The 24256-nt window shown below is 59.3% G+C and carries 26 protein-coding genes and 1 pseudogene; 9 read left to right on the top strand and 18 right to left on the bottom strand.

Annotation, left to right across the window (positions count from 1 at the left end):
- Positions 1-155: 155 nt before the first annotated feature.
- Both ABD837_RS06515 and ABD837_RS06510 read right to left on the bottom strand, forming a co-directional pair.
- Positions 156-3092 (bottom strand): M56 family metallopeptidase, encoded by a 2937-nt coding sequence (locus ABD837_RS06515; protein WP_345051819.1) that lies wholly within the window; start codon positions 3090-3092, stop codon positions 156-158.
- Entirely contained in the window at positions 3079-3504 is a 426-nt protein-coding gene (locus ABD837_RS06510; protein ID WP_345051817.1) for a BlaI/MecI/CopY family transcriptional regulator, read from the bottom strand. The genes ABD837_RS06515 and ABD837_RS06510 overlap by 14 nt, the downstream gene beginning before the upstream one ends.
- A 154-nt stretch (positions 3505-3658) precedes the next feature.
- On the opposite strand from ABD837_RS06510, the gene ABD837_RS06505 reads away from it, so the two are divergent.
- On the top strand, positions 3659-4363 hold the full coding sequence (locus tag ABD837_RS06505) for a hypothetical protein (protein ID WP_345051814.1): 705 nt from the start codon (positions 3659-3661) through the stop codon (positions 4361-4363).
- Between the two features lie 4 nt (positions 4364-4367).
- Here ABD837_RS06505 and folB read toward each other — a convergent pair whose 3' ends face one another.
- The 3 genes from folB to ABD837_RS06490 all read right to left on the bottom strand — a co-directional run bounded on the left by folB (position 4368) and on the right by ABD837_RS06490 (position 7016).
- Positions 4368-4736 (bottom strand): dihydroneopterin aldolase, encoded by a 369-nt coding sequence (folB, locus tag ABD837_RS06500; RefSeq protein ID WP_345051811.1) that lies wholly within the window; start codon positions 4734-4736, stop codon positions 4368-4370.
- Between the two features lie 185 nt (positions 4737-4921).
- On the bottom strand, positions 4922-5983 hold the full coding sequence (locus ABD837_RS06495; RefSeq protein ID WP_345051808.1) for a DivIVA domain-containing protein: 1062 nt from the start codon (positions 5981-5983) through the stop codon (positions 4922-4924).
- 94 nt (positions 5984-6077) lie between these two features.
- Complete coding sequence (locus tag ABD837_RS06490; protein ID WP_345051805.1) at positions 6078-7016, bottom strand: WD40 repeat domain-containing protein; 939 nt, start codon at positions 7014-7016, stop codon at positions 6078-6080.
- Positions 7017-7141: 125 nt separating this feature from the next.
- Between ABD837_RS06490 and ABD837_RS06485 the strand changes: the two genes are divergently transcribed.
- On the top strand, positions 7142-7825 hold the full coding sequence (locus ABD837_RS06485; protein ID WP_345051803.1) for a 4'-phosphopantetheinyl transferase superfamily protein: 684 nt from the start codon (positions 7142-7144) through the stop codon (positions 7823-7825).
- Between the two features lie 43 nt (positions 7826-7868).
- Positions 7869-8450 (top strand): redoxin domain-containing protein, encoded by a 582-nt coding sequence (locus ABD837_RS06480; RefSeq protein ID WP_345051800.1) that lies wholly within the window; start codon positions 7869-7871, stop codon positions 8448-8450.
- Between the two features lie 425 nt (positions 8451-8875).
- On the opposite strand, the gene ABD837_RS06475 is transcribed toward ABD837_RS06480, so the two are convergent.
- The 12 genes from ABD837_RS06475 to ABD837_RS06420 all read right to left on the bottom strand — a co-directional run bounded on the left by ABD837_RS06475 (position 8876) and on the right by ABD837_RS06420 (position 19025).
- On the bottom strand, positions 8876-9796 hold the full coding sequence (locus ABD837_RS06475) for a helix-turn-helix domain-containing protein (protein WP_345051797.1): 921 nt from the start codon (positions 9794-9796) through the stop codon (positions 8876-8878).
- Between the two features lie 134 nt (positions 9797-9930).
- Positions 9931-10818, bottom strand: coding sequence for an alpha/beta hydrolase family protein (locus ABD837_RS06470; RefSeq protein ID WP_345051794.1), 888 nt, complete (start codon positions 10816-10818; stop codon positions 9931-9933).
- Positions 10819-11024: 206 nt separating this feature from the next.
- The gene (locus ABD837_RS06465; RefSeq protein WP_345051791.1) at positions 11025-12023 is read right to left on the bottom strand and encodes an aldo/keto reductase; all 999 of its coding nucleotides are present in this window, start codon (positions 12021-12023) and stop codon (positions 11025-11027) included.
- Between the two features lie 99 nt (positions 12024-12122).
- Positions 12123-13166, bottom strand: coding sequence for an aldo/keto reductase (locus ABD837_RS06460; protein WP_345051789.1), 1044 nt, complete (start codon positions 13164-13166; stop codon positions 12123-12125).
- Positions 13167-13395: 229 nt separating this feature from the next.
- Entirely contained in the window at positions 13396-14229 is an 834-nt protein-coding gene (locus ABD837_RS06455) for a transglutaminase-like domain-containing protein (RefSeq protein WP_345051786.1), read from the bottom strand.
- Positions 14230-14523: 294 nt separating this feature from the next.
- Positions 14524-15018: a thioredoxin family protein gene (locus tag ABD837_RS06450; RefSeq protein WP_345051784.1), complete on the bottom strand. Its 495-nt coding sequence runs from the start codon at positions 15016-15018 to the stop codon at positions 14524-14526.
- A gap of 85 nt (positions 15019-15103) precedes the next feature.
- Complete coding sequence (locus ABD837_RS06445; protein ID WP_345051781.1) at positions 15104-15712, bottom strand: hypothetical protein; 609 nt, start codon at positions 15710-15712, stop codon at positions 15104-15106.
- A gap of 43 nt (positions 15713-15755) precedes the next feature.
- The gene (locus ABD837_RS06440; protein WP_345051778.1) at positions 15756-16481 is read right to left on the bottom strand and encodes a hypothetical protein; all 726 of its coding nucleotides are present in this window, start codon (positions 16479-16481) and stop codon (positions 15756-15758) included.
- The gene (locus tag ABD837_RS06435) at positions 16478-16864 is read right to left on the bottom strand and encodes a GntR family transcriptional regulator (protein ID WP_345051776.1); all 387 of its coding nucleotides are present in this window, start codon (positions 16862-16864) and stop codon (positions 16478-16480) included. Before ABD837_RS06435 ends, ABD837_RS06440 begins: the two co-directional genes overlap by 4 nt.
- A gap of 12 nt (positions 16865-16876) precedes the next feature.
- Positions 16877-17653, bottom strand: a complete 777-nt coding sequence (locus ABD837_RS06430) for a hypothetical protein (protein ID WP_345051773.1) — start codon at positions 17651-17653, stop codon at positions 16877-16879.
- Positions 17637-18494: an ABC transporter ATP-binding protein gene (locus ABD837_RS06425; protein ID WP_345051770.1), complete on the bottom strand. Its 858-nt coding sequence runs from the start codon at positions 18492-18494 to the stop codon at positions 17637-17639. Before ABD837_RS06425 ends, ABD837_RS06430 begins: the two co-directional genes overlap by 17 nt.
- Before the next feature lie 285 nt (positions 18495-18779).
- Positions 18780-19025, bottom strand: coding sequence for a hypothetical protein (locus ABD837_RS06420; RefSeq protein WP_345051768.1), 246 nt, complete (start codon positions 19023-19025; stop codon positions 18780-18782).
- Between the two features lie 342 nt (positions 19026-19367).
- Between ABD837_RS06420 and ABD837_RS06415 the strand changes: the two genes are divergently transcribed.
- The 5 genes and pseudogenes from ABD837_RS06415 (at position 19368) to ABD837_RS06405 (ending at position 22279) form a co-directional block, all read left to right on the top strand.
- Positions 19368-19553, top strand: a complete 186-nt coding sequence (locus ABD837_RS06415) for a transporter associated domain-containing protein (protein WP_345051765.1) — start codon at positions 19368-19370, stop codon at positions 19551-19553.
- A gap of 185 nt (positions 19554-19738) precedes the next feature.
- A complete protein-coding gene (locus ABD837_RS06410; RefSeq protein WP_345051763.1) occupies positions 19739-20425 on the top strand; it encodes a hypothetical protein in 687 nt (228 codons plus the stop codon).
- A 50-nt stretch (positions 20426-20475) separates the two neighbouring features.
- Entirely contained in the window at positions 20476-20808 is a 333-nt protein-coding gene (locus ABD837_RS24960; protein WP_425554301.1) for a hypothetical protein, read from the top strand.
- A pseudogene (locus ABD837_RS24955) lies at positions 20766-20894 on the top strand (hypothetical protein); the annotation flags it as partial. The gene ABD837_RS24960 and the pseudogene ABD837_RS24955, both read left to right, overlap by 43 nt.
- Positions 20895-21061: 167 nt before the next feature.
- On the top strand, positions 21062-22279 hold the full coding sequence (locus ABD837_RS06405; RefSeq protein WP_425554300.1) for an ABC transporter ATP-binding protein: 1218 nt from the start codon (positions 21062-21064) through the stop codon (positions 22277-22279).
- Here ABD837_RS06405 and ABD837_RS06400 read toward each other — a convergent pair whose 3' ends face one another.
- Positions 22280-22696 carry a hypothetical protein gene (locus ABD837_RS06400; RefSeq protein WP_345051760.1) on the bottom strand — a complete coding sequence of 139 codons (417 nt, stop codon included), beginning with the start codon at positions 22694-22696 and terminating at the stop codon, positions 22280-22282. It lies immediately after the preceding gene.
- A 705-nt stretch (positions 22697-23401) separates the two neighbouring features.
- On the opposite strand from ABD837_RS06400, the gene ABD837_RS06395 reads away from it, so the two are divergent.
- Positions 23402-24133, top strand: a complete 732-nt coding sequence (locus ABD837_RS06395; protein WP_345051757.1) for a hypothetical protein — start codon at positions 23402-23404, stop codon at positions 24131-24133.
- Positions 24134-24256 lie beyond the last annotated feature (123 nt).

The raw sequence follows: 24256 nt of genomic DNA, 5'->3' as shown, positions 1-24256 counted from the left end.
CTGCTTCACCCAACAGGAAAGCAGCTGCCGGGGATACTGCCGATGTGGCGTATTGCGACAGCCCAGTCCATGCTTTTATGGTGCTACTGGCCGCGCACGCAAACGGCCGGCTTCCCTCGCAGAAAACCGGCCGTGCGTCGCTCCGCCGCCCGGGGCTAGTCCTCCTGGGTCGAAATCGTCACGTTGAAGTCCTTGCCATCGGTGTGGCCAGTGAGTTTGCGGTACTTGGCGGCCAATTCGTCCGACTGCTTTTTGCCGTTCACCGTCAGCCCCGAGGGGTTGAGCTGGAACTGCAGGTTTTTGTCATCGGCTCCCAGCACGTTGTCCTTGCGCAGCGCGCGGCGCAACTCGTCGGCATTGAAACGCGGCGGCCGGGGTGGTGCGGGCGGAAATGGCAAAGCGCCCATCGACGGGGCTGGAGGGACCATACGCGGCGCGCGCGGCGGCCGGGGCGTGCGCGGTCCCTCGTCCCCGTCGGTGCTGTAGCGGAAGCTGCTATTGTTGCCGTCGCGGCGCATAACCATCACATCGTTGCCGCTCAGGGTGCGGCCTTCGGCTCCAGCGTGCAGCTTCAGGTACTTGTCGCGCAGTTTGGCCAGCTGCTCTTTGCCGTTTACCGTGAGGGTACTGGGGGTGAGGCGCAGCTGAAAATTGTCTTTGCTCTGAATCAGGCCATCTTTTTGCAGCTGGTCAATTAGGGCGCCGTCGCGCTCGGCACGTTTGCGGTCGCGGTCGGCCTGAGTGCGGTCGCGTTCCGCCTGGCCACGGTCGCGGGCAGCCTGGGCCCGGTCACGTTCGGCCTGGCTGCGGTCACGGTCAGTCTGGCTGCGGTCCTGCTCCATATCGCGCAGCTCCTGCTGCGACTCGCGGATGCGCTCCCGGATTTCCTGCTCGCGTTCCTTCATTTCCTGCCGATGCTCGCGCATTTTCTGCTCATGCTTGCGCATCTCCTGTTCGTGCTCGCGCATGTCGGGGTTCAGGTTCAAGCCCCCATTCAGCCGCTGCAGCTGGCCCGTGGCCGGCGTGCTTTCGGTCTTTTTGATTTGAGCGCGTACTTTTTCCAGCTCTGTGTTGATTTCCTTGCGCTGCGCAGCACTCAGCCCCTTGGCAGCGGCAGCGGTGCGCAGGCCGCGCTCCGCACTTCGCAGGGCTTCCAGGGTTGCCCGGCGGTTTTCGGGGTCCGAACCACCATTGTTGAGGCTGTTGAGCCGATACACTCGGCTAAGCGAGCTGCCGGGCGCCATCCGAAACGTCTTGTCGTACTGCTCGCCAGAATCGGAGAAGTTGAACTGAAAATCGCGGTTACGCACCATCTCACGGTTCATATTGCGCTGCACGTTGCGCTCCACATTCCGCTGAATATTGCGCTCTACTTCGCGGCGTATCTGCGGGTCAAGCTCGCCACCGTCGGTCCGGAAAGAGAAGCTGCGCACATCGGCCCCGCCATAGGGTGCCACCTGCACCACTTCGACCTGCTGGCCTTTGCTCTTGTTCTTTTTGCCTTTGCCGGCAGCCGTTTCCACATGCTGGCCATTCACCACCAGGTCGGTGAGGCGACCCTTTTTATCCTTCGTAATCACCACCGTGCCGGGGGTGCCCCGGAAAGGCGCACGCCCCATTTCGCGGCCATTCACGATGACGCGGTGCTCACGGCGCCGACCAGGGCGGCCATCGCCAGGGCCTTTGTCGTCGCTGTCATCACGGCCTTCCACTACTGCTTCACGCAACTCTTCAGCTGGCGGGGGCGGTGGGGCGGGCGCCACTGCAGCTTCGGGAGCCAGCGGGGCGACGGGCGCAACAGGGGCGACGGGCGCCACCGGAGCTACACGAGATGCGCGTTTATTGGTATCGGCTACGCCAGCAGCTTTTGGTTGCTGCGCGGGGCCGGTTTGCCCAGCGTGCTTGGTTTGGTTGCCGCTAACCAGCGGACCAGCCAGCGCCACGCTGCCACCTAACAGGCCCAGTCCGCCCAGCACCAGCGCGCCAGCCATCAGGCCTTCGGCCAGCGTAGGAGCGGCAGGGCGGCGCTGCACCAGCCGGCGCACGCGCAGCAGCAAGGCGCCGGACCGGTTCATGGCGGCCAGCGCGAGGCGCGGCGCAGCGGGTAACACGGCGCTCTGGCTCCACTCGGCCAGGGCGGTGAGAGCGCGGGCCAGCCGCAGTGGGTCGCCGCCCACGAGGGCCGTCGCGGTGTCGTCGCAGCAGTTTTCGCGCTCGGTGCGCACGCAGCTGGCCAAAAACCACACGGCCGGATGGTAGAAAAACAGCACCTCGGCCACGGTTTGCAGCAGGTTCACCAAGTAATCGCGGCGCAGCACGTGGGCCAGCTCATGCGCCAAAATAGCCTCCAGATACGCCGGCGACAACCCCGCCACCGTGCCCAGCGGCAGCAGAATCACGGGGCGCATGTGGCCCACCACCAGCGGCACCCGCACCAGCGCCGACTCCAGCAGCGCCACTGGCCGCTTAAGGCCGCTGCGGGCGGCCAGCGCGGCCAGCCGCTCCTGCCAAGCGGCGCTCAGGGGCCGTACCCGGTAGCGCCGCAGCCGCTGCACGTAGAGCAGCCCACCCAGCATGCGCAGGCTCATGGCTAACAAGCCCAACAGCCACGCCACCACCAGCAGCGGCAGGTGGTTGTCGAAATACCGTAGGCCAGCGGCCAGCCAGCTGGGCGTTGCTGATTGGGCAAGCGGGCCGGCAACAGTAGCCGAAGCCGGACGCGGCTGCACAGCACTGCCGGCTACTTCTACCGATTTTTTAGTTGCTTTTGACGCGACTGATTGGCCAGCTGCAATTGCCATTTGTGGCATTGGCACCGTCTGTTGCGTCGTTACCGGGCCGCCTTTCAGCAACGCACCCGGTGTTGGATTCGAATTAAAATACAGGCCAAACGTGATGCCGGCCAGCGCAACCACCGTGCCCAGCGCCCCGGCCGAGGCCGCGTAGCGCACTTCGGCCCGCTGCCGGCGCAGCAGCAGCAGCGCCCCGGCCAGCACGGCCGCTACCAGTGCACCCTGCCACAGCGAGTGCAGCAGCGTCCAACCCAAAGCCCGCGTGAGAGCGGGCGAAACGAATTGCTCAAGCGTGGTCATTATCGTCGGAATTAGGAGTGGAATTCTGGATTTCAATGTCGTTCAGCAGGCGGCGGATTTGCGCCAGCTCGTCGGCGGAGGTCTGGCGGCTGCCCAGCGCCTGCATGACCAGCTTCAGGGCCGAGCCACCGAAGGTGGCGTCCACGAACTTGTCGAGGAGCAGGCCTTGGGTTTCCTGCTCGCGCACCGCAGCGCGGTACACGTGGCTGCGGTCGGCATCGTCGCGCCGCACCAGCGCCTTTTCCAGCATCAACTGCAAAATCTTGAGCGTGGTGGTGTAGCCCACCTCTACCTGCCGGCGCTGGCTCAAGTGGTCGTTGATGGCCCGCACGGTGGCAGGCCCGTGCTGCCAGAGCACGTGCAGGATTTCCAACTCGGAATCCGTAGGTTTGGGGGGCGGTGCCTTGCTCATGTCGAAAGATACGAGGTTACTACGAATTATTTCGTAGGATGAGGCAAAGATTATACGAATACATTCGTAGTTCCAAGAAACATCTACGAAATAATTCGTAATTAAATACAACAACGTGATTACCAGAGTATTATTTATGACATACTCCTAATCGATGGATTCTACGACGCCCTTGGGTCACTTCCGCCAGTCTTATTTTGGCCCGGTTGGCCCTACCATGGGCTACTGGAATAGCTGGCATATCCGATACGAAACCGATGGCGCGGGCCTGGCCATACTCACGCTTATTGAACAGCAAGAGGCCAAAGCGGAACTGTTGCTGGCCGTACAAAATCCCCTAGACCCCCGCCCACTACTGGGGTTGGGCTATTTGAGCAGTGAAGCAGCCTTGCCGGCTCTACACCGTTGTCTGGCTGTGCAGGGCACGCATTCGTGGAGCACACATGCCATCCGGGCCATCGCCCAGATTGATCCGGCTGCTCTCCACCAAACGCAGTTGCTCCATAGCCTAACGTATAGCCCAGCGCATGAAAACCCGCTTAGCGACCCCCTGATTGACTTACTGCTGGGTTTACGGCTTTACTTCCCTCTTGTCCTGCTTGAGTCACCAGTAATCGAACAGATTATTAATCTGTTACATCATCCCAAAGGGTTAGTACGAGTCCATGCCTTGCAAATGCTTCGCGAGTTCTATGTATTTCCCACTGCCGCCCAGGAAACTGCCCAGGACATTGAGCGAAGCCAGTCTGACCCCATTTTTCAACTAATCCGACAAGACGGTAGTCCGCTCAGCTACCACGAGGCGGAGCGACTACTACGCATTGCCGCGCAAGCAACTTCTGGCGCGCCAGGGGCCTAGCTTGTTAAGCCTCTTTCCCCCGCCGCTTGCTGAGCGTAACGCGGGCACGATGGCAGATGCCGCCCAGCGGCGGGTTAAACTTGCTGACACTGATTTTCACCTTGCGCACGTGCGGCAATTCCGCCGTGATGCGGTCGAGCACGCGGTGGGCCACGTGCTCCAACAGGCGGGCGGGCGCGCGCATTTCCTCCGCTACCAGGCGGTACAGCACCTCATAGTTCACCGTCTGCTGCAGCTTATCAGACTCGCCAGCGGCCAGCAAATCGGTTTTGATGTAGAGGTCGACGCCGTATTTATTGCCGATTTTCTGCTCCTCGTCGTAGTAGCCGTGAAAGGCGAAAAACTCCAGCCCTTCGAGTGCGATTTGGCCCATGAGGTGAAATGGTGAGGTGGTAATATGATAAATGCCGCTTGGGTCGCAACGAGTAGCCAATGCTACAGTTGCGCCAATACCGCGTTGCTGCAAAGGTTGCCCCATAAAAACAGGAAAGCCCACCCCAAGGGCAGGCTTTCCTGTTTATCGGTTATTGAATTCGGGCAATCCGTAAAATCCGCGGGCTAGATTTCATCGAAGAACGACTTTTCTGCCACGGCCGCTTCGGTCGGCGCGGCAGTCATTCCGGGCTGGCCGGGGTGCGTTACGGGCGAAGGCTGGTTGATTTCGGGGTGGTTGGGGGCAACCGGCTGAAAATCGGGGGCAACTGGCTGCACGTAAGGCGGGTTGGGCTCGGGCACTTGCGACGGCGCGGGCTGGTCGATGCGTGGCGCAGGCGCAATGCCGGGGTTCTCGGCCGGAGCACTAGGACGCTCAATGTCGGGACGCGGAGCTTCGGCGGGTGCACCCGGGTCGGGCTGCTGGCCGGGTTTGGGGTTGTAGCCGGTGGTTTCGGCAGCGCGCTCCAGTGCCTCTTCGGCGCGGCCAAACGCAGTGGGAGCAAAAGAAGCGGGCGTGGCGGCGGCCACGGCAGCAGCCGATGAAACAGCAGAGGAAGAAGTGACTTGCATGGGGGAAGGACTTTCGGGCGTGGGTTCGGCGGCCGAATCCTTCGGACGCTCTACCTGTACGCGCGCCGCGCGCGAAAGGATGGCCGCCGTGCTGCCCTTGGGCCGGTTGCGGGCTTTCTCTACTTTGTCGAGCGCATCCGATGCCAGGTGGTGGAGGTCGCGCACGAGGCTGTCGAGGTGCTGCTCGAGGCGCTGGCATTCCTGGCCCAGGCCGCCTACTTCGCGCTGCATGTCGGCCACACTTTTTTCGGCCTGCTGGTAGGCGCCGTCCACTACTTCGCGGGCACGCTGACGGGCTTCGCTAAGAATGCCCTCCGCCTGAAACTGTGCTTCGCGGATGCGCAGGTCGGCCTCGCGCTGGGCCTGCTCGGTCATGTTGTTGCTGGTATCCTCGGCCGTTTTTAGGGTGCGGTACAGGCTGCTTTCCACTTCGCGCATCTTCTGCACGTCCTGCTGGGCATGTTCAAGCTTGAGGCGTAGCTCGCGGTTTTCGTCGCCCATGCGCTCCCACTGCTGCGACACGGTAGTCAAAAACGCTTGCACCTCGTCCCTATCAATCCCACGGAAGGATTTTTCAAACGTTTTCTGGCGGATATCTAGGGCAGTGAGTTTCATCTCAATTAATAATTAACTTATAAGCAGTGAACAAATAACAGGAACCAGCCGAAGCACTATAAAGTGGCTTTTCTTGGCTGAATGAGGCAATTAATCAGTGCTCATTGTCCATTGTTAATTGCCAAACGGCCAGGCTGCGGTCGTCGCTACACGAAACTAACCGGTTTTCGGTGCCCGGCCAAACCAGTCGGTTCACCGAGGTGCCGTGGCCGGCCGAGCGGGTGCGGTCGAGCACGCGCAGCAGCGTGAGCGTTTCAGAATCCCAGAGCTTGATGCTTTTATCGAGGCTGCACGACGCTAGGTAGCGGCCATCGGGGCTAAATGCCAGGTGGTTGATGGTGTACATGTGGGCCGGCACGGTGTCGGACAGCGTGTAGCCAGCCGCCACATCCCAGCGCCGAATCTGGGCATCGCGGCCGGCCGTGAGCAGGTGCGCGCCATCAGGCGAAAAGGCCACCGAGAAAACCGAATTCGTGCTTTCGGCCAGCGTAAACCTTGTTTCCAACGAATCCAGGTCGAGCACGCGCGTCAGGTGGTCGGAGCTGCCCACCACCAGTTCGCCGCGCCCCTCGTGCAGTACAAGCGTGCGCAAGCTTTTATCAGTAATGCGCAGTAGCTTTTCCAGCCGGAAATCGGGCAAGCTCAACACGGCCAGCGTACCGTCGGCCAGGCCCGCGTACAGCCGCTGCCGGCTGGCCGAAAACACGATTTCAAAAATAGCTACCGGCGGCAGGGCCGTGGCGTGAGCCAGTTGCTTCCCGCTTAAATCGATGGCCTGAATGCCCTGAAAATTGTGCCCCAGCACCAGCGTATCCAACTCCGGCAGGTGGCGCAGGGCATATACTGAGTTCTCGACGCGGGCCAGCAGCTCGCCGTCGCGGGCAGGTTCGGCGGCGTCCCAGCCTACTACCATGCCATCGGCGCTGCCAGAAAAAATCTGACTGCCGGGGCCGCCCGTGAGGGCGTATACGGCGTCGCGGTGGCCGGCAAGGGTGGCAATTCTGGTAACGGGTGGGCGGAAGATTTCGGACATAACGGGTAGCGCAAAGGTAGCTTCGCAGCTAGTTGCCGGTTGCTCGTTGTTCGTTTCCAGGCTTAAAAACACCTGTTCCGATTTCGTACCTGACAACGAACACCTGACAACTGACAACTAACAGTATGCCCCTGCACTCCATCCAGCGCCTCTGCCCTACCGCCGTGCTGGGCCTCTGGCACCTCACCGAAACACCCGCCGAGCTCTGGGCCGAGCTACCCAACCCAACTGCCTACCAACCGCTACTGCCCGCCACCGCCGATGCGAAGCGCCAGGCGCAGTGGCTGGCCGGCCGTCGGCTGGCGCATCGTCTGTTCGGCGAATTCCCCGAACTATCACCCAGCGAAGTGCTGGTGCAAAACGATGCCACCGGCCGCCCCTGGCTTGCTGGCGCGTCAACCGAAACCGTCGTTTCGCTGTCGCACTCCGGCGAATGGGTGGCCGCGGTGCTGGCTCGGGGGGGCCGGGCGGGGGTCGATGTCGAGTTCATCCGCGACAAAGCACAGCGGCTGGCCGGAAAATTTCTGGCCGAAAGCGAGTGGGAGCACGCCCGCGCTGTCACGGCAGATTCCGCCACCGAAACCCATTACACCCTGCTCTGGAGCGCCAAAGAAGCCCTATACAAGCTGGCCGCGCAGCGCGGTATTATTTTTCGACAACAGCTGCTTCTGCACGAATTTAGCCCGCAAACATCCGGCGAAATCCCCGCTACGTTAGTCTTGCACGGAGCCCAGACGCGGCACCGCATTTGCTATACCCAACCTGCACCCGGCTACGTGCTTACCTATTGCTACGAACCTGCTGGGTAGCCGCGACCCATTGGACCGCGACGTTTCGCCTTACCTTACCGCCATGTCTTTTCGCCGCATCTCTATCCTGACCGCCGTAGCCCTGCTCGCCATGACCCTCGCCGTGGGCGTGGCCCGTGCCCAGGGCAGTGGCACCGTCGCCGATTTTACCCTGAAAACCGCTGCCAATGCCGATGTGGCCCTGAAAAGCTACGCCAAAGACAAGGCCGTGGTAGTGGTATTTCTGAACCCGGCCTGCGCCTTTTCGCGCCTCTACCAGGAGCGCCTGGCCTCGCTCAGCAGTTTCTACCGCAGCCGGGGCGTGCAGTTTTTGTTCATCAATGTGCCCATCAACCTCGATGCGCCCGGCACCGCCACCCCCGGCGAAGTCGAACTGCCCACGCTCACCGATGCTAGCCAGCAGGTAGCCGGCCTGCTCGGCGTAACCAAAACAGCTGAGGCCGTGGTGCTCGAACCCGCCGCCGGGGGCTTTGCCGTCCGCTACCGCGGTGCTATCGACGACAACCCGCAAGTGGCCGGCAGCGTGCAACAGGCCTATTTAAAGCAAGTGCTGGAGAACGTACTGGCCGGCCGCCCCGCCGGCGTAGCCGACAAGCGCGCCGCTGGGTGCTTGATTAAGCGGTAAACGCACCGCCATGTAGTCGTCTGTTAAGAGGAAGATTCAACCGTCATTGCGAGGCCGCAGGCCGCGGCAATCCGTCCTTTTCTTGCGACCAGCTTCAAGATGTGACAATGCTTTTTTAGTACGGAAAGCCCCGGTACTGCATAGTGCTTGTCCTTACCCAACACTCGTTGCCTGCCTGCTGGCGGCACTTGAGCGGTCCGGTCCGACCGCCCTAGGCGGTCCGACCGGTTGAAGACCCCCCGGTTTCGCTCCGCCAACAACCGGTCGGACCGCCTAGGGCGGTCGGACCGGAGCAACGACCGCCGTTTTGGGTAAGGACGAGGTACTGCACAGTGTCGGGGCTTTGTTACAATATTGAATTAAGGTAGTCGCATCTGGAGGAAGGATTGCCACGGCCTGCGGCCTCGCAATGACAGACGGCCTTACTACTGCGCCGAAAACCGAAAAGCCGCCGGGGTCATCCCCGTTTTGCTTTTGAAGAGGCGCGTAAAATATTGTGGATACTCAAACCCCAGCTGAAACGCGGTTTCGTTGATGGTGAGCGAGGTGGTGAGGAGCAGGCGCTTGGCCTTTTCGATAAGGGCCTGGTGGAGGTGCTGCTGGGTGGTTTGGCCGGTGACGGTGCGCAGCATGTCGCTGAGGTAAGCGGGCGACACGTTGAGCGCATCGGCGAAGTGCTGCACGGTGGGAAGGGGCTGTTCCTGCTCGGCGGCGAAAAAGGCCGTTAGCTGCGCTTCGAAGCGGCTGAGCAGGTCGTGTTCAGCCGTGCGGCGGGTGATGAACTGGCGGTGGTAGAAGCGGTTGGCGTAGTTGAGCAGCACGTCGAGCTGCGACACCAGCACATCCTGGCTGAAGGCATCGATGGGCCGCTCATATTCGGCGCGGATATTGGCCAGCAACGCATCCAGGGCCGTTTCTTCCTGGGCTGAGAGGTGTAGTGCTTCGTGCACGGCGTAGGAAAAAAAGCCGTAGCTCCCGATTTTCTGGCCCAGTGGATACTTCCACAGCAGGTCGGGGTGGAAAACCACCATCCAGCCGCTGATGCTGGAAATGTCTAGCGTGGCATCAATGGCAAACACCTGCCCGGGAGCCTGAAACCCCATCACACCCTCGCCAAAATCGTAGGATTGGTGGCCGTAGTGCACCTTGCCCTTCAGGTTCTTTTTGACCCAGACGGTATAGAAATGCTGGAGCACCGGCGTCAGCTTTTCGGGCAGCACGTTACTCCGGGTTTGCTCCAAATCGATGACGGTGAGCAGTGGGTGGGCTGGCGCGGGCAGGCCACATAGGCGGGTATAGTCCGTCACGGTGTTCAGCACGCGGATTTCGGTGACCGGCTGTTTCATGGACATAAGTTGTTTTTGGCTCCTGTCATCCTGAGCTTGCGAAGGACCTTATCACGTCTACGCTGTCAGATTTACTACAATCGTTCTGCGGTGATAAGGTCCTTCGCAAGCTCAGGATGACAGATTGCCTGTTACTACATCGCAGCAGGATGCTCCAACTGCTGTAACAGATAATCCCGGATTTCAACTTGCAACTCGGCCTGAAATTGCACCCGGTTGAACCCCGGTGGGTCCTGTGACGGGGGGAACGCCGGGCTCACCCGCTCCGTTGGGAATTGGCTTAGGAAAGAATAGTGGCCCGCATTTTCGATAACGCGGAGCTGCACCTGCCGACGGTCGGCCACGCCGTTGAGCACAATTTGGGCGTGGAAATCGGGCGTCCATTCATCCTTCTCGCCCATCATTAGCAGGATGGGCACCCGCACGTTGCGCAACGCCTCCGCCGCCCGGTACCAAACCGTAGCCGGCGCCAGCAGCACCAGCGCCCGCACCCGGGCATCGGTGGTAGTGGGGATGGGTTGTGGGGTGCCGTCGGAGTGCTCGTGCGGGAGCGAGCCCGGTAGCCCGCCGGCCAGCGCCAGGGCCGTGTAGCCGCCCAGCGAGTGTCCAATCAGCGCCACCCAATCGGGCCGCAAATCCGCGCCAAATTCCGCAAACAGCCCATCAATAGCCAGGCTGAGGTGGCGCGGTCGGGCCACGAGGTTACTTGGCGTGTTGTGCCAGGAATTGTCGTCGCGGTGATTCGCGTGGTGGCGCGGCAGGCCCACCACGAAGCCCTGCCGGGCCAGGGAGTGCGCCAGCAGGCGGTGCGTGAGCGGCGAGCCGCCGGTGCCGTGCGAAATCAGCACCAGCGGCAATGGGCCGGGCTTGCTGGGCGCATCGAGCGCAACATCGAGGGTGTAGAGGCCAATGGTTTCGGGCTGGCTGGGTGTGCTGGTGGGGTACAGAACGAGCAGCGGGAAAGTCAGCCCCAAGGCTTCATCGGTGATTTCCAGGGTGCGGCAGCCTACGAAGTCGGGCATGTTTTTGCGGATTGGCGAGAAAGCCGTTGATATCGGGCAAACTTAGCGGCTATTCACGGCTGAAGCGACCTAAACAACTCGCATTGTCACGCAGAGCTTGTCGGAGCATATCTGCCGCGGCAGCAAAAAATCACTCTTCGCGGTAGAGATGCTTCGACAAGCTCCGCATGACGTTCTGATTCGACCGTGCTTCAAGTCAGCAAATCCTAGAATCCCGCGGGGTACGCCGCGCCCGCCGAGCTGCCCACAGGCATAATGGCTTCGAGCTCGGCCAGCTCGGCCGGGCTGAGCACGATGCTGGCAGCGGCCACGTTCTGCTCCAGATACTTGCGGCGCTTGGTGCCGGGAATGGCCACTACGCCCTGCGCCAGCACCCAGGCCAAGGCAAGTTGCGCGGCGGTCACGCCTTTGGCCTGCGCCAGGGCCTGCAATTTCTCGACCAGCGCCAGGTTTTTGTAGAAGTTGTCGCCTTGGTAACGCGGGAACCAGCGGCGCGAGTCGTTGGGCTCGAAGTCATCCGGGGTTTTAATGTCGCCCGACAAAAAGCCCCGGCCCAGCGGCGAGTAGCCCACGAAGCCAATGCCCAACTCGCGGGCGGCTTGTAGCGCGCCCGTTTCCTCCACGCCCCTGTCGAAGAGCGAATACTCGGTTTGCAGGGCCGTGATGGGATGCACGGCGTGCGCCCGGCGCAGGATGTCGCCCGATACTTCGCTCAGGCCCAGGAAGCGCACTTTGCCTTCCTCCACGAAGCGGCTCATCATGCCCACGCTGTCTTCGATGGGCGTTTCCGGGTCGAGGCGGTGCAGGTAGTAGAGGTCGATGTAATCGGTGCCGAGGTTGCGCAGCGAGCGTTCGATGGACTTGCGGGCGTACTCGGGGCGGCCGTTGAGCTTGCCCGTGAACTTCTCGTCGTCGCTTACTTCGAAGCCGAACTTAGTGGCCAGAATAATATTGGCCCGGCGGCCGGGCAGCACCTTGGCCACCAGCCGCTCGTTCAGCATGGGGCCGTAAAGGTCGGCCGTATCGAGCAGGTTGATGCCCAATTCCAGGGCACGGTGCAGGGTGGCCAGGCTTTCGGTTTCGTCGGCCTCGCCGTATACGCTCATGCCGTCGATGCCGGCCGTCATGCCCATGCAGCCCAGGCCTTCCACGGGCACTTCCAGGCCCTGGCTGCCGAGGGCTACGCGTTTGATTTCAGTTGTCATGTTGCAGTTGATTTTGATGGAGTCTTGATAACTCAAAGGTCCGGCCCGACTATCGCGCCCGGGCTACACAAAACCCTGCTTCTGCAACACAAAACGCCGCTACTGCCATCCCTGTACGCTGCCGCCACCAAATACGGCGCGCTTCAGCATGGGCCATATCCGGTCCTGGAAAGGGTCGAGGATACTCGCGTCGTCCAGGGTTTTCAGCTGCGCGGGGCTGAGCTGAATTTCGAGCGAAGCCAGGCTGTCGTGCAGCTGCGCCACTTTGCTGGCACCCACAATCAGCGAGCTGATGCCGGGCTGGGCCGCGGCCCAGGCCAGCGCCACCTGGGCCAGCGGCCGGCCCAGCGCCGCCGCCACCGGCCGCAAGGCATCGAGCACCCGCCAGTTGTGGTCCGTGAATTTCATGTCGCCAAAGGGATTGGGACCGGTGAGGCGGCCTTCGCCACTGGCTCTGGTCCCTTCGCGCTCATACTTGCCAGCCAGGAATCCGGCCGCCAGCGGACTCCAGGGCGTGATGCCCAACCCCATTTCGAGGGCGGCGGGCACGTGCTCGTTTTCGATGCGACGAGCCACCAGCGAGTATTCCATTTGCAGAGCTATGGGGCCAGCCACGCCGTGGGCAGCGGCCAGCGTGGCGGCTTTGGTAGCGTACCAGGCCGGCACGTTCGAGAAGCCGAAATAGCGAATGCGGCCCGCTCGCACAAGGTCGCCTAGGGTTTGCAGCACCTCTTCCACGGGCGTCACGCCGTCGTAGGCGTGCAGCCAGTACAGGTCGGCGTAATCGGTTTTGAGGCGGCGCAACGAGCCTTCCAGCGCGCGATGAATGTTTTTGCGGCCGTTGCCGCCCACGTTGGGGTTGCCGGCCTGCCCGCCGAAGCTGAACTTGGTGGCCAGCACCACCTGGTCGCGCAGGCCCCGGCTGGCGATGTAGCTGCCCAACATTTCCTCGCTTTTGCCGCCCGAATACACGTCGGCGCTATCCACGAAATTGCCGCCGGCATCGACGTAAGCATTGAAAACGGCTTCGGACACGTCATCGTCCGAGCCCCAGCGCGGGGTGCCAAACGTCATAGTGCCCAGCGCCAGCGGGCTTACCACTAGGCCGGAGCGGCCCAGGGTGCGGAAATCGGTGAGCTTCATCGGGGAACGGGGCTTATGGCCGAGGCATCAGTGCTTCGGCTACTGAACATGCAGTATCCCGCAAAGGTCTGATTAGCCCGCATGGACCGAGCTACACAAACCGCCGTTTCTGCAATACAAAACGAAGTAGGGTGCGGGGCTAGCCCCCGCCCGTCGTTGAACGGCGTCTATATAGACCGTTTAACGACGGGCGGGGGCTAGCCCCGCACCCTACCACAAGGTCTCCTCGCTACTCCAGAATGCTCAGCAGCACGGCTACCTCGGCCGCTTTCACGGGCTCCTGCAGGCGCTCGAAGCTCATCTGCAGGTTGCGCATGGCGCGGCGCACAATGTCGAGGTGCGAGCAGGGCTCGAAGAAAATGGGATTCGACGTGATGTTGAGTTGGGCCACGTAATGCTCGATATCGGTGCGTGAGAGTATCAGGCCGCGGTTGTAGCAGTTGACGTAGAAAGGCTCGGCGCCCGGCAGCTGGGGACGGAAGGTGAGCACAAACAAGTTGGGCAGGTTCACCCCAAAAACCGGCAACTCCAGCCGCTGGGCTACCAGCAGGTAAATTACGCACAACGTCAGGGGGTTGCCGCGCTTGGTTTCAATCACGCGCTGCAGCATGGAGTTGGCCGGCGAGTGGAAGTGCTGGGTGTTGGCCGCGAACTTGTGCTGCTTGAACATCACGTAGTTCAGGGTTTGCACCTGGTCGGCGGGGTGCATTTCGGGGCGCAGGGCCGTCCAGGCCTCGAAGCGAAGTTGCTCGATGGCCCGGTTCAGGGCCTGGTAGTCGGCGTCGGGGTATTGGTAGGTGTTCAGCAGCCACATGCCTTCGAGCAGGTCGATGGCCCCGGCTTCGCGCCACACTTTGAGGCGCTGCTGCAGGCCCTCAAACTGCAGGTGATGAATCAAGTCCTCGAGCCGGTGCTGCTGCTGCCCGTCGAGGGTTTCCTCCCACGACTCCTCCAGAAAGGGAATAATGCTCTCGCCCAGGTTCTGAATTTTATCCTGGATTTGCGGCGCGATTTCCGGGTCGTCGAGCAGCGAGATTAGGGCTTTGATTTCTTTGTTGGTCATGGATGCGAAACGGCCGCCGCTTGGGTTACGGGGCCGAATTTAACACGCGGAAGGACCTTTTGGGTTTCGTGGGGAGCGTGCGCAGGTCAAATAGACTTTCAGACGGAGCACAAGAAGCATTCTGACCGCGCTCAGCAGCAGTACCACTCCATCCACTTTTGCTAGCCAACCACGACGTGTAACTGCCCGAAATCCGCCCATCCATAGCCCCAAGACTAGGAGCAGCCAGCCGGTTCAAAAGTACCAAGTCGGATAAGGGCCGCCAAACGTTACTTCGGTAGGTATCATCTTCGACTACTTGTCCAGTCCCAGTCGGTCGAGGATATGTAGGTCGTGGTCGTAGGCGTTGCCGTTCACGAGTTGGGCCATCACGGGCGCAATTTTGGCTGGCACATCTTCGCCCCAGGCATCGCTGGTAATAGTTGCCAACGCCCGGCCTTTGGCATCGACCTTCACAAAGGTGGGAATCGCCGTCACGCCGTAGTGGGCAGCTAATTCCTGGCAGCTATCGATGTTCACCTTGATTAATAGGGCCTGCTGTAGGGCCTCGTCCACCTCGGGGCTGGGCAGGGCTTCCCGGAAGCGGCGGCACGGCCCGCACCAGTCGGCGTAGAAATACACTACCGGCACACGGTGTGCGGGCGTAGCGCCCTGCAGAAACTGCACGAAAGCCTGCGGACTCCCCGCTTGGCTGTATTCCAGAACGACCGTTTTACGAGGATGTGTAGCAGTACCTTCGCAGCCCGTGAGCAGCATCGCTAGAAACAAACTGTAGAGCAAGTGCCTCATGTTCGCGAAGGTAGACAGGCAAGGTAGCGTCGGGGCATTCAGGCGTTTCAAAAACTGCGTCAGGGTGAGTTGTTACCCGCTCCAGTTACCCGGCATTCTTCAACCGGACCCGGCCCGCAACGTAGTGTTGCCCCCACGCCACCAACAGCCCCACCGCTCCTACCAGCACGCAGACGCCCAGCCAGAGCAGCATATTATACCGGTCGTTGAGGGCCCGGTAGCCGGCGGTGAAGACGAACAGCACCGCTCCCACCACCTCCCATAGCCGGCTTTCATACAGCGGCGACGTGGTTTCGGGCACTACCGGCAGGTTGGCAACCACCCGCAGGCGGTTCCAGTCCCAAACCAGCAGCAGCAGGCCCGCCAGCAGCATGAGCCCGGTGATGACGGACGTGCCCGCGAAGTCGTAGGAAATGGTAATGACGAAGATGTTGGTGATGATGCTGATGTAGGCCAGCGCCCCCAGCAACGCGTAGCGCTGCGTGAGCAGCAACAGCCCTGCTACCAGCTGCGCCCACCCAATAAACTGCCAGTACAGCCCCGACTGGTACATCATCTCAAAGAAATAGCCGACGTTGTGCCCGGCCACCGAGCCATCCATCTGCGTGAAGCGGTGGCCCTTGATTTTAATCAGACTGGCAAACACAAAGGCGCCGCCCACTAGGTACCGGGTATATATAATGAACAGCTGCATCAGCAGCGAGCGTTTTAGTGATTGGCGAAGCATGGCTGCACCCCTATTTAGCGGTAGCCAAGCTGCGAACGGCGGCTCCGGATAGCTCCACGGTGGCACTGTCCGAGAATTGGTAGTGCAGGCGCGGAATAGCCGTGGCCAGGTCGAGGTGGCCCCGGTGGCCAATGGTTAAGTTAGCCGCCTGAATCTGGTTATTCGCCCCGATTTCCAGGCTTGGCTCGCTACCGGGGCGGGCGCCCGCCGTGGCGCGCAGCCAGCCCAGCGTGTTGCCCACCAGCCGGATATGGTTGCTCTGGTCTTGCCGCAGCATGAGGCTATCCTGCCGGAAGCCGTGTATTTCGACTTCGCCGCCGGCCTCAATACGGACCAACTGCGGCTTGCCGGCCACGGTGTAGGTGCCTTCGGTCGTTAGCGCCGCGAGGCGGGGGCAGGTAATCACCACCGCCTCCTGGCGGCCCAGCGACTTGGACTTTTCGGGGTAGGCCACCGTCACGAGCAACTGCTGCCCCTGCTGCGTCACGCGCACATAGTCGGCCGCGTCCTTGCTCACTCGCACGGCGAATGGCCCGGCCTCCACGCGCACCTTGAGGCCACTGGCCGAGGGTACGCTCACGGCGTCGAAATTGCGCAGGCCCAAGGTCTGGTAGTTGCGCAGGGGGTCTTTGTAGTTTCCGGTGCGGTATTCGGCGCGCAGAGCGGCATCGTAGGTGGCCAGCGAGCCGAGCACCAATGCCACGGCGGCCACAAATAGCTTATTACTGGTTTTCATCGGGTAGTGGCGGGAATGGGTTGGGTGTTTTTGAATTCCTCATAGCGGTGCTGCACCTCGGGCAGCCCGATGCCCAGCAGCAGCATGGTGCCGAAAACCTCCGGCAGCTCCTGGCTCAAAAACCGCTCGCGGCGGGCGCCCTGCACCTGCTGCACCGCGGCTGGCGCCACGAAAAAGCCGATGCCGCGCTTATTGTACAACACCTCCTGGCTTTGCAGCAGCTCGTAGGTGCGCATCACCGTGTTGGGGTTCACCTGCAAGTCGCCAGCCAGCTCGCGCACCGACGGAATCTTGCTATCGGGCGGCCACTTGCCGCGCAGAATCAGCTCGCTCACGTACCCGGCAATTTGCAGGTATATGGCCTCATTGTCTTTGAATTCCATGATAGACTTGCCTTAAATCTGCTTTTCCGTTACGCGCCGGTAGGCTGCCGCCCACGCCAGCAGCATCATGGCCAACGGCACCAGCCCAAACCAGCCGCTTTGGGCCTCCGGCAGGTTGATGGCGTACCATTCCTTGCCCTCGTGCAGCGACATGCCCGCAAAGGGCATCACCATGTTCAGCTCTTGCCCTACCAAGGCCTGCATTACCTGAAAGTTGAGCGCAATCACGGCCACTACCGCCAGCAGTACGCCAAAGGCAGTGCGCACAAAATGCTGCTTCACGAAGAAAATGCTGCCCCATAAAAACACTGCATTTACCACCGCGTACGCCACCAGCGAGGTGTAGAGCTTTTCTTCCCCCGTAAACAGCTGCACCAGGTGCGTTCGGGGCCCCTCGTAGCTGTCGAACTGCAACACCAGGCTGTCGACCAGATAAAAGCACCCAATGTACACGGCCAGAAAAATCGGCAGCGAGTAGAGCCAGCCAACCAGGTATTTTTCCGAATGCGAGGCTGGCAGCATCAGGGCCGCTGTGGCCTGCTTCTTATCGCCGAACAACGCAAACACGGTGCTGGTGAAAAAAGAACCGGCCCCAAACAAGCCCAATATAAAAAAGGCCGCTTGCTGAGAAGGTGCCAGCGGCATCGACGACAGGTAGGCCGACGCCCCCAGTACCAGCCCGAGGCCGCCCAGGAGCACGCCCGTAGCCAGCAGGTAACCGCCTCCGTGCTCAGTAGTGTGTTTGCTAAACAGGCGCCCGAAACGCGCAATATTAAAGAACTGGCTCATGAACAGGCTGGTTTTGAGATAAGTAAGAAGCCAAAGCGGACGCGTTGCCTACCAAAGCATTGAACAGCAATTCTAAATCGACACGGCCCGGTATGCCGCTGGCATTGACCCGAATCACCTGCGCGCCCCGCACCGATTCTTCGGCGTAGAGGTCGTTGCCGGTGGCCTCCGGCACGGTGGCGAACGTCAGCCGCTCGGCCAGTTCGCCGAGGTCCGCATTCAGCACGATGCGCTGGCCGTGCAGTACCACCACGGTATCAATCAGGCTTTCCAAGTCGCGCACCTGGTGGGTTGAGATGATAAGGCAGCGCTCCTCCGTCAGGGCCGACGCAATCAGCTTGCGGAATTGCGCCTTGCTCGGAATATCGAGGCCGTTGGTAGGTTCGTCCATCACCAGCAGGCTGGTGTTAGCAGCCAGCGCAAAGGCAATCATGAACTTCTTCTGCTGCCCGTAGCTCAGGGCCGTGAGGACGGCCTGGGCCGGCACCTCAAACTCGCTGAGGTAATGCGCCAGGGCGCCGTGGTCGAATTTTGGGTAGAAGCCCGCCGTTTGCTCCACGAATTTTGCAGCCGTCACGGCCGGCACGTAAATTTCTTCGGGCAGGAAGAATAGGTCGGCCAGTACGGACGGCAGCCGCTTAGCGGCCGGCTGGCCCAGCACCTCGCAGGTGCCACCATCGGGAAAAGCCAGCCCCACAATGTTTTTGAGCAGCGTGGACTTGCCTGCGCCATTCTTGCCGAGCAGGCCGTAAATGTGGCCTCTTTCCAGCGTCAGGTCAAGGTTTTGAAAGAGCGGGTGCTTGCGGGAGTACCCAAAATGGAGGTTGCGGATGCGGACCATGTGCGTGTTGTTCTAGTGTATTATTGTTCTAGTACACTGCAAACGTAGTCAAGCAAATCCATATTGCAAGTCTGCTATGAAATATTTTTTTGCCTGGCGGATTAAGGCTGTTCTAAAACTGGTTCTCGTGCTTAACTGCACAAAGCCATTCCAGACTTGAATAGACCAAGTGGCCTGCTCAACTGCAAACACAAACGGCTGCCCCGGGAAGGGGGCAGCCGTTTAGTGTAGTGTGGCACCAATAAGATGCAGGGTGGTTCTAATGGCCCACCTGAAGCCTGCAGCTTACAGCGTGCCGCGCCGCTTGTGGCCAAAGTTCGAGAGGAACCCGCCTTTGGTCGAGCGCCGCTTCGAGAACTTCCGGAACCGGTCTTTGTGGCGGCCCGGCCCCCGGTAGTACCGGTACACCGGCCGGAAATCGCCAGCCCGCGGCCGGTGGCGGTGAATGGGCCGGCTGGCAGCCTGAGCCTCTTGAACATCAAATGAGCATGCGCCCAACAGCACGAGAAACAACACAACAATTCGCAGCATACACAGGGGGTTAGGAAGTGAGTAAATCAACTCCCAACAACCCGCCGGAGCGGGCCGCTGGTATTGTTTCAACTCCTAAACGGCTCAGTTTATTATTGCTACTTCACGCTTTATCACCCGAACGCCCACGTTTTTTAGCAACACTATGCTGCTTAGATACTGAAAATCATAGTCTTATATTTTTAAAATTATTTTTTCGATTAACTGCAATTAATAGCTATAATTCTGTCAATTAGTAAATGAATCCATTTTGGTTTTGTGAAATTATTCAATAATTAATTTCATCTTAAAGCAGTATATCTTTATTTTCAAAGCCGTAAGCAGTTGCCCTTTGCCGAGTTTATGAAGCGTTTTCCCACCCCAGCCGCCAAGCGGAGAGGTCTCGCCGGTTTTCACAAAATTGGTGGCTTGGTGCTGCATGTCCTGAGCGCCATGCCTAAGTCCGGCGAACGATTTACCTGGCAGGGCCACCAGTTGGAAATCGACGACATCGACAAAAGCCGCATCGGCAATATGGTTCGAAACTGAACTAGTTGTGCTGAAAGGAAGGGAGTTTGGTTAAAAGGGCAAATGGTTCGGCTTTGGGGCCATTGGCTGTGCTTTGAAAAGAACTGATTTACGTAGTCGACTGGCGCACCTTTAAAATGGGCTGCGTACTGGTTTGGTGCTTCCAACGCGGATAGGCAAGGGTTCTGGCTTACCTTCATAGTGCTATGAATACAATCCTGACCGTTCCCTTACTCACTACTGCGCTACTCATTTCCAGAATATTGGTATCGAATATTTCTGCCCAAATAAACCAAACTACTGCGCCCTCCAAACCGACGGTTCAGCATAATGCGAAAGTCGCTAATTCCAACTCGGGTAATTCTGTGTGGATAGATAAGCACAATGGCCGCCGCTACCCCTTACCGAGTTCAATCGGGGGCAAGCCTGTTTCGTTTTATCTCAAAAATCCAAAAGTTTCGCTGTTGGCTAAGGCTCTTTATACTGCTCATTTCAGGCCGACAGACAATGACTCAACTACGCAATTGCTCGCACTAGTCACTACCAACAGTCAGGAAATACGTCCTTTCTACCGTTGGTGCCTTGACTTCACAATAGCCATTAGCGACGGTGCTTTGGGCGAATACCCCGGCAAGCCAGCGTTAGCTTACGCAACCAAATTCCCTCAGGAGTTCTTCGCTTACATGGATAAGGATAATACTGGTGGAAGGTATAAAAGCTGGGTAGAAATCATTGCATACAGTGGGCTTGGCAGCTACAACGAAACAATGGCTGCAACCAGGCAAACACTTGTCGATAAAATGGCCGAGAACTGTACGCCTTGCAGTGATAAAACAAGCCGAAGAATAAGAGGCTTTGCTAATGATGTTACGCGGTTCCGAACAAAACGCTAGTAACAACCCCGCCCCCTCGTCTAACCGGCTCCACCTACTGCCCTGCTTAGATGAGTCTTTGGCAAATTATTCAACGCCTGCTGCCCTTTGTGCGACCCTACCGGCCGCTGGTCATTGCCACGCTGCTACTCACACTGGTAGGCTCGCTGGCCGCACAGGTCAACCCCTTCGTGCTGCGCTACATCGTGGACAACGTGCAGGGCCTGCTCGACGCCCACGAGGCCCTGGCTGCCGGCTGGCCCATGCTGGCCTGGGTGAGCGGCATCCTGTTGGCAAGGAACTCGTCAACACCTTCATCACCTTCGGGCAGAAGTATTACGGCGAGAAAATCCGCATCAACGTGTCGAGCACCTTGTCGCAGCAGGCCGTGGGCAAGATTCTAAGCTACGAGTTGGGTTTTTTCTCCGACGAGGGCAACCAGACCGGCAAGCTCCAAACCCGCATCGACCGCGGCGTGGAGAGCCTGATGAAGCTGGTGCAAAACTTCTTCATCGACATCCTGCCGCTGTTTGCCAACGCCATTTGTGGCCCTGGTGGTGATGTTCGTGGCCAACAAATGGGTGGGCATGGTGGCGCTGGCCATCCTGCCGGTGTACTTCTGGCTCAGCTTCCGGCAGGCCGACCGGCTACAGGGGCGTGCGGCGCGGCCTGCAAAAGCTGCGCGAGGAGAAAAACCACGGCATCATCAGCATCATTGACAGCATTGTGGTCATCAAAAGCTTCGTGCGCGAGCAGTTTGAGGGCCAGAAGCAGGCCGACACCCAGGCCAAGCTGGTGAATGCCCAGCTGGTGACGCGCAAAACCAACTTCCGCTACGACGGCCTCAAAACCTTCGTCGAGCAGATTGGCGTGGTCGTCCTCACGGCCTACCTCGTGCTCGACCGCCAGATTTCCATCGGCGCCATCATGTTCCACATTTTGCTGTTCAACAACGTGTCGGCGCCCATCCGGCAGCGCCACCGCATCTACGATGAGATGAACGAGGCCCTCACCTACTCCGAAGGCTTCTTCGCCATCCTCGACGCCGACGCGGCCATCGAAGCAACCGGCCCACTTGAGCCCGGCGATGTGCGCGGCACTTTCGACATCTGCAACGTCGATTTCACCTACCCCAACGGTTCCCAGGCCCTGCACGACGTCTGCCTCACCATCGAGGAAGGCAAAACCACCGCCCTCGTGGGCCTCAGCGGCGCGGGCAAAAGCACCATCATCAACCTGCTCTGCAAGTTCTACGCCCCCGACTCCGGCCAAATGCTGCTCGACGGTAAGCCGCTGGCCGACTACGACACCCACGCCCTGCGCCAGCGTATCGGCCTGGTGCTCCAGAAAAACCACATTTTCAAGGGCACCATCGAGGAAAACATCCGCTACGGCGACTTCACATCTACCCAAGAAGAAATCGAAGCCGCCGCCCGCCAGGCCTACCTGCACGACCAGATTCTGGACCTGCCCCGCCAGTACCAGTCCGATGCCCAGCAGCTCAGCGGCGGCCAGCAGCAGCGCATCGCCATCGCCCGGCTCTTCCTCAAAAACCCGCCCATCATCTTCCTCGACGAGCCTACGGCCAGCCTCGACGCCATCGCCACCGAGCAAATCAAAAACTCGCTCGACGCCATCAAGCAGGGCCGCACGGTGGTTATCATCTCCCACAGCCTCGCCCAAATCGTGGATTCGGACTGCATCTACGTCATGAAAAAAGGCCGCATGGTGGAAAGCGGAACCCACGACGAGCTATATGATATGAAAGGCACTTACCGCGAGATTTTCGACGCCTCGGCCCGGAGCTTAAACATCGAAAAGCTAGCCAGAACGATGGCCGATGACGGGAATGAGGTGCTGGATACGGCTTCGTAATTACAGTGGTTTAAACTGGTTTGAAGGCAAATAAATATTTACCGGCACGTGTAATTTTTCAGCTATCTCATGTACAAAATCACTCGCTTGATTTATATCATTCATCGAAAAATATGCGACTATAATTCCATCTCGGGTATTGGCAACGGAAAGCATGACAATCAGAGTTTGGTGCTGTTTTGGTACGTCGCTCCAATCGTATTTTGATGAAGCACTGCTCTTACTGGAGAAGTACTTTAGCGTCACTCCCATAACTGTTGGTAATGTTTGCCAAGGTCCAAATCGACGGCCCAGAATTTTATGGTAATGTCGATAGGTGAGATAATCCAGACTGAATTCAATCCCCGATTCGCCCAGACTTACTATTAAGCAACCTGATAATCCGATTCCTGCACTCACTACTGGATTAACTTCCACTATTATGAGCAGTATGAATAACCCGAGCGGAATAGCTAGAAGCCTAAGTCTGGTTGCAGTAGAATCTTGCGGAGCAGTCAATTTGTAAGTGTTTGAGACAGATAAAAGTAGTCTGATTTAGCCAGCCATATAGCACATGTTACTTGTATCGCCTAGTAGTCCCATATGCCAACAGGCAATACTTAATAATTTCCGCAATGACCATCGAAGAGCTCCAAGCCATTTGCCAGCAACTTCCCGGCACCACCGAAGACATCAAATAGGACGCGTATCTGTGCTTCAGCGTGGGCGGCAAAATGTACCTTGGCACCTCGCCCTATGCTGTGCCGCCCACGACCTCCTTCATCGCCCTCCCAAGGAGTTTGACACGCTGGAAAACGGCCCTGGCTTCAGCCGCAACAAGTTTCTGGGTCGCTACGGCTAGGTAAACATTGACAATATCCACCTGCTGTCGCGGGCGCAATGGGAGCAATACATTCAGTATTCCTACCACGCCGTGCGGGCCAAGCTGCCGTTGAAGGTGCAGAAAGCAGTTGGCGGGGGGCTATGGTAGCTCGCACTGCATTGCGTGAGCAACCGGTGCCAAGGTTGGATTTCGCTATGCCAAGCTCATCCGATACGGGTGCACCGGCAGCAAGACTATACTAGCAGCGCCGCACTCCCGCTGTCTATCTTCGCCTTCGACTCCCTAATAATATTCTACCCATGCCACCCATTCGACTTCTTGCCTTTGGAGCCATCCTCTTGGGGCTCCTCCCCGCCTGCAAAGACAATTCCATTGAGGAGCCGAAGTTTGATACCACTGGTACTTACACCATCTCCACTACGCCAGCGCCCGGGCCGATGCGTATGTTTACCCAAACTGGTGAAGTAAAAAACGATGTCTTAATCCGCCGGTATTTCGAGCGTCAATACGCCGGCTTGCCCATAAAATCAGGCGTGATTCCGCCGTTTCTGGCAGCGGAACTGGTTTTCACCAGCCCTTCGGAAGCCGTTCTCAACACGACTACTTCGACGAGCGGAAGCCCCCAAAGTTCCAGCGTGCCCCTGACCTTTTCTGGCCTCACCAATGAGAGAGCGGTACTGACATCGAAGGACCCGAAGCCGTTCACTACTTCATCAGGCAGCTCCAGTAAGTGCGACAACATCGTGCGCGACATCCAGGGCGTTTCGCCAGCCTATACCTGCACCACACCGCCTCCATCCACTGGCTTTGGGACGCAATGTGAATTCAAGCCGGTGTATGTGCTCAACCTACGTGGCGAAAAGGCGAGCCTTGCCATCATGTTTTTCCATTTTTCGGCGACTGTAAGCGGTGGAAGTTGCGGGATGGGAGGCAGTCTGTTCAACGTGCTGAACGCTGCCCTGCCCGGCCGTATCGCCGCCGGCGACACGCTGGTGGTGCAGGAAGCTGAGCTACCCCTGGTGAAGAAGTAGAACCCGCCGGCCAGCCAAAAACCTGCTAGCCATTTCCTGCTTTTCACCTTAGCTAATTGGCAATCCTGCCCCGCAGCTTCCGGGCATGCCCCACTTGGCCTTACATATTCTTTTCACCTTAGT

It is taken from the genome of Hymenobacter glaciei, from assembly GCF_039539585.1.
GTDB classification, from domain to species: Bacteria; Bacteroidota; Bacteroidia; order Cytophagales; family Hymenobacteraceae; genus Hymenobacter; species Hymenobacter glaciei.
The sequence above is the reverse complement of the archived record's forward strand: the minus strand, read 5'-3'. Positions and strand labels throughout refer to the sequence as shown.

Bases quoted from the DNA above. Each gene is read 5' to 3' on its own strand.
- ABD837_RS06515 (WP_345051819.1), bottom strand. From the start codon at position 3,092: ATGACCACGCTTGAGCAATTCGTTTCGCCCGCTCTCACGCGGGCTTTG.
- ABD837_RS06510 (WP_345051817.1), bottom strand. From the start codon at position 3,504: ATGAGCAAGGCACCGCCCCCCAAACCTACGGATTCCGAGTTGGAAATC.
- ABD837_RS06505 (WP_345051814.1), top strand. From the start codon at position 3,659: ATGGATTCTACGACGCCCTTGGGTCACTTCCGCCAGTCTTATTTTGGC.
- folB (WP_345051811.1), bottom strand. From the start codon at position 4,736: ATGGGCCAAATCGCACTCGAAGGGCTGGAGTTTTTCGCCTTTCACGGC.
- ABD837_RS06495 (WP_345051808.1), bottom strand. From the start codon at position 5,983: ATGAAACTCACTGCCCTAGATATCCGCCAGAAAACGTTTGAAAAATCC.
- ABD837_RS06490 (WP_345051805.1), bottom strand. From the start codon at position 7,016: ATGTCCGAAATCTTCCGCCCACCCGTTACCAGAATTGCCACCCTTGCC.
- ABD837_RS06485 (WP_345051803.1), top strand. From the start codon at position 7,142: ATGCCCCTGCACTCCATCCAGCGCCTCTGCCCTACCGCCGTGCTGGGC.
- ABD837_RS06480 (WP_345051800.1), top strand. From the start codon at position 7,869: ATGTCTTTTCGCCGCATCTCTATCCTGACCGCCGTAGCCCTGCTCGCC.
- ABD837_RS06475 (WP_345051797.1), bottom strand. From the start codon at position 9,796: ATGAAACAGCCGGTCACCGAAATCCGCGTGCTGAACACCGTGACGGAC.
- ABD837_RS06470 (WP_345051794.1), bottom strand. From the start codon at position 10,818: ATGCCCGACTTCGTAGGCTGCCGCACCCTGGAAATCACCGATGAAGCC.
- ABD837_RS06465 (WP_345051791.1), bottom strand. From the start codon at position 12,023: ATGACAACTGAAATCAAACGCGTAGCCCTCGGCAGCCAGGGCCTGGAA.
- ABD837_RS06460 (WP_345051789.1), bottom strand. From the start codon at position 13,166: ATGAAGCTCACCGATTTCCGCACCCTGGGCCGCTCCGGCCTAGTGGTA.
- ABD837_RS06455 (WP_345051786.1), bottom strand. From the start codon at position 14,229: ATGACCAACAAAGAAATCAAAGCCCTAATCTCGCTGCTCGACGACCCG.
- ABD837_RS06450 (WP_345051784.1), bottom strand. From the start codon at position 15,018: ATGAGGCACTTGCTCTACAGTTTGTTTCTAGCGATGCTGCTCACGGGC.
- ABD837_RS06445 (WP_345051781.1), bottom strand. From the start codon at position 15,712: ATGCAGCTGTTCATTATATATACCCGGTACCTAGTGGGCGGCGCCTTT.
- ABD837_RS06440 (WP_345051778.1), bottom strand. From the start codon at position 16,481: ATGAAAACCAGTAATAAGCTATTTGTGGCCGCCGTGGCATTGGTGCTC.
- ABD837_RS06435 (WP_345051776.1), bottom strand. From the start codon at position 16,864: ATGGAATTCAAAGACAATGAGGCCATATACCTGCAAATTGCCGGGTAC.
- ABD837_RS06430 (WP_345051773.1), bottom strand. From the start codon at position 17,653: ATGAGCCAGTTCTTTAATATTGCGCGTTTCGGGCGCCTGTTTAGCAAA.
- ABD837_RS06425 (WP_345051770.1), bottom strand. From the start codon at position 18,494: ATGGTCCGCATCCGCAACCTCCATTTTGGGTACTCCCGCAAGCACCCG.
- ABD837_RS06420 (WP_345051768.1), bottom strand. From the start codon at position 19,025: ATGCTGCGAATTGTTGTGTTGTTTCTCGTGCTGTTGGGCGCATGCTCA.
- ABD837_RS06415 (WP_345051765.1), top strand. From the start codon at position 19,368: ATGAAGCGTTTTCCCACCCCAGCCGCCAAGCGGAGAGGTCTCGCCGGT.
- ABD837_RS06410 (WP_345051763.1), top strand. From the start codon at position 19,739: ATGAATACAATCCTGACCGTTCCCTTACTCACTACTGCGCTACTCATT.
- ABD837_RS24960 (WP_425554301.1), top strand. From the start codon at position 20,476: ATGAGTCTTTGGCAAATTATTCAACGCCTGCTGCCCTTTGTGCGACCC.
- ABD837_RS06395 (WP_345051757.1), top strand. From the start codon at position 23,402: ATGCCACCCATTCGACTTCTTGCCTTTGGAGCCATCCTCTTGGGGCTC.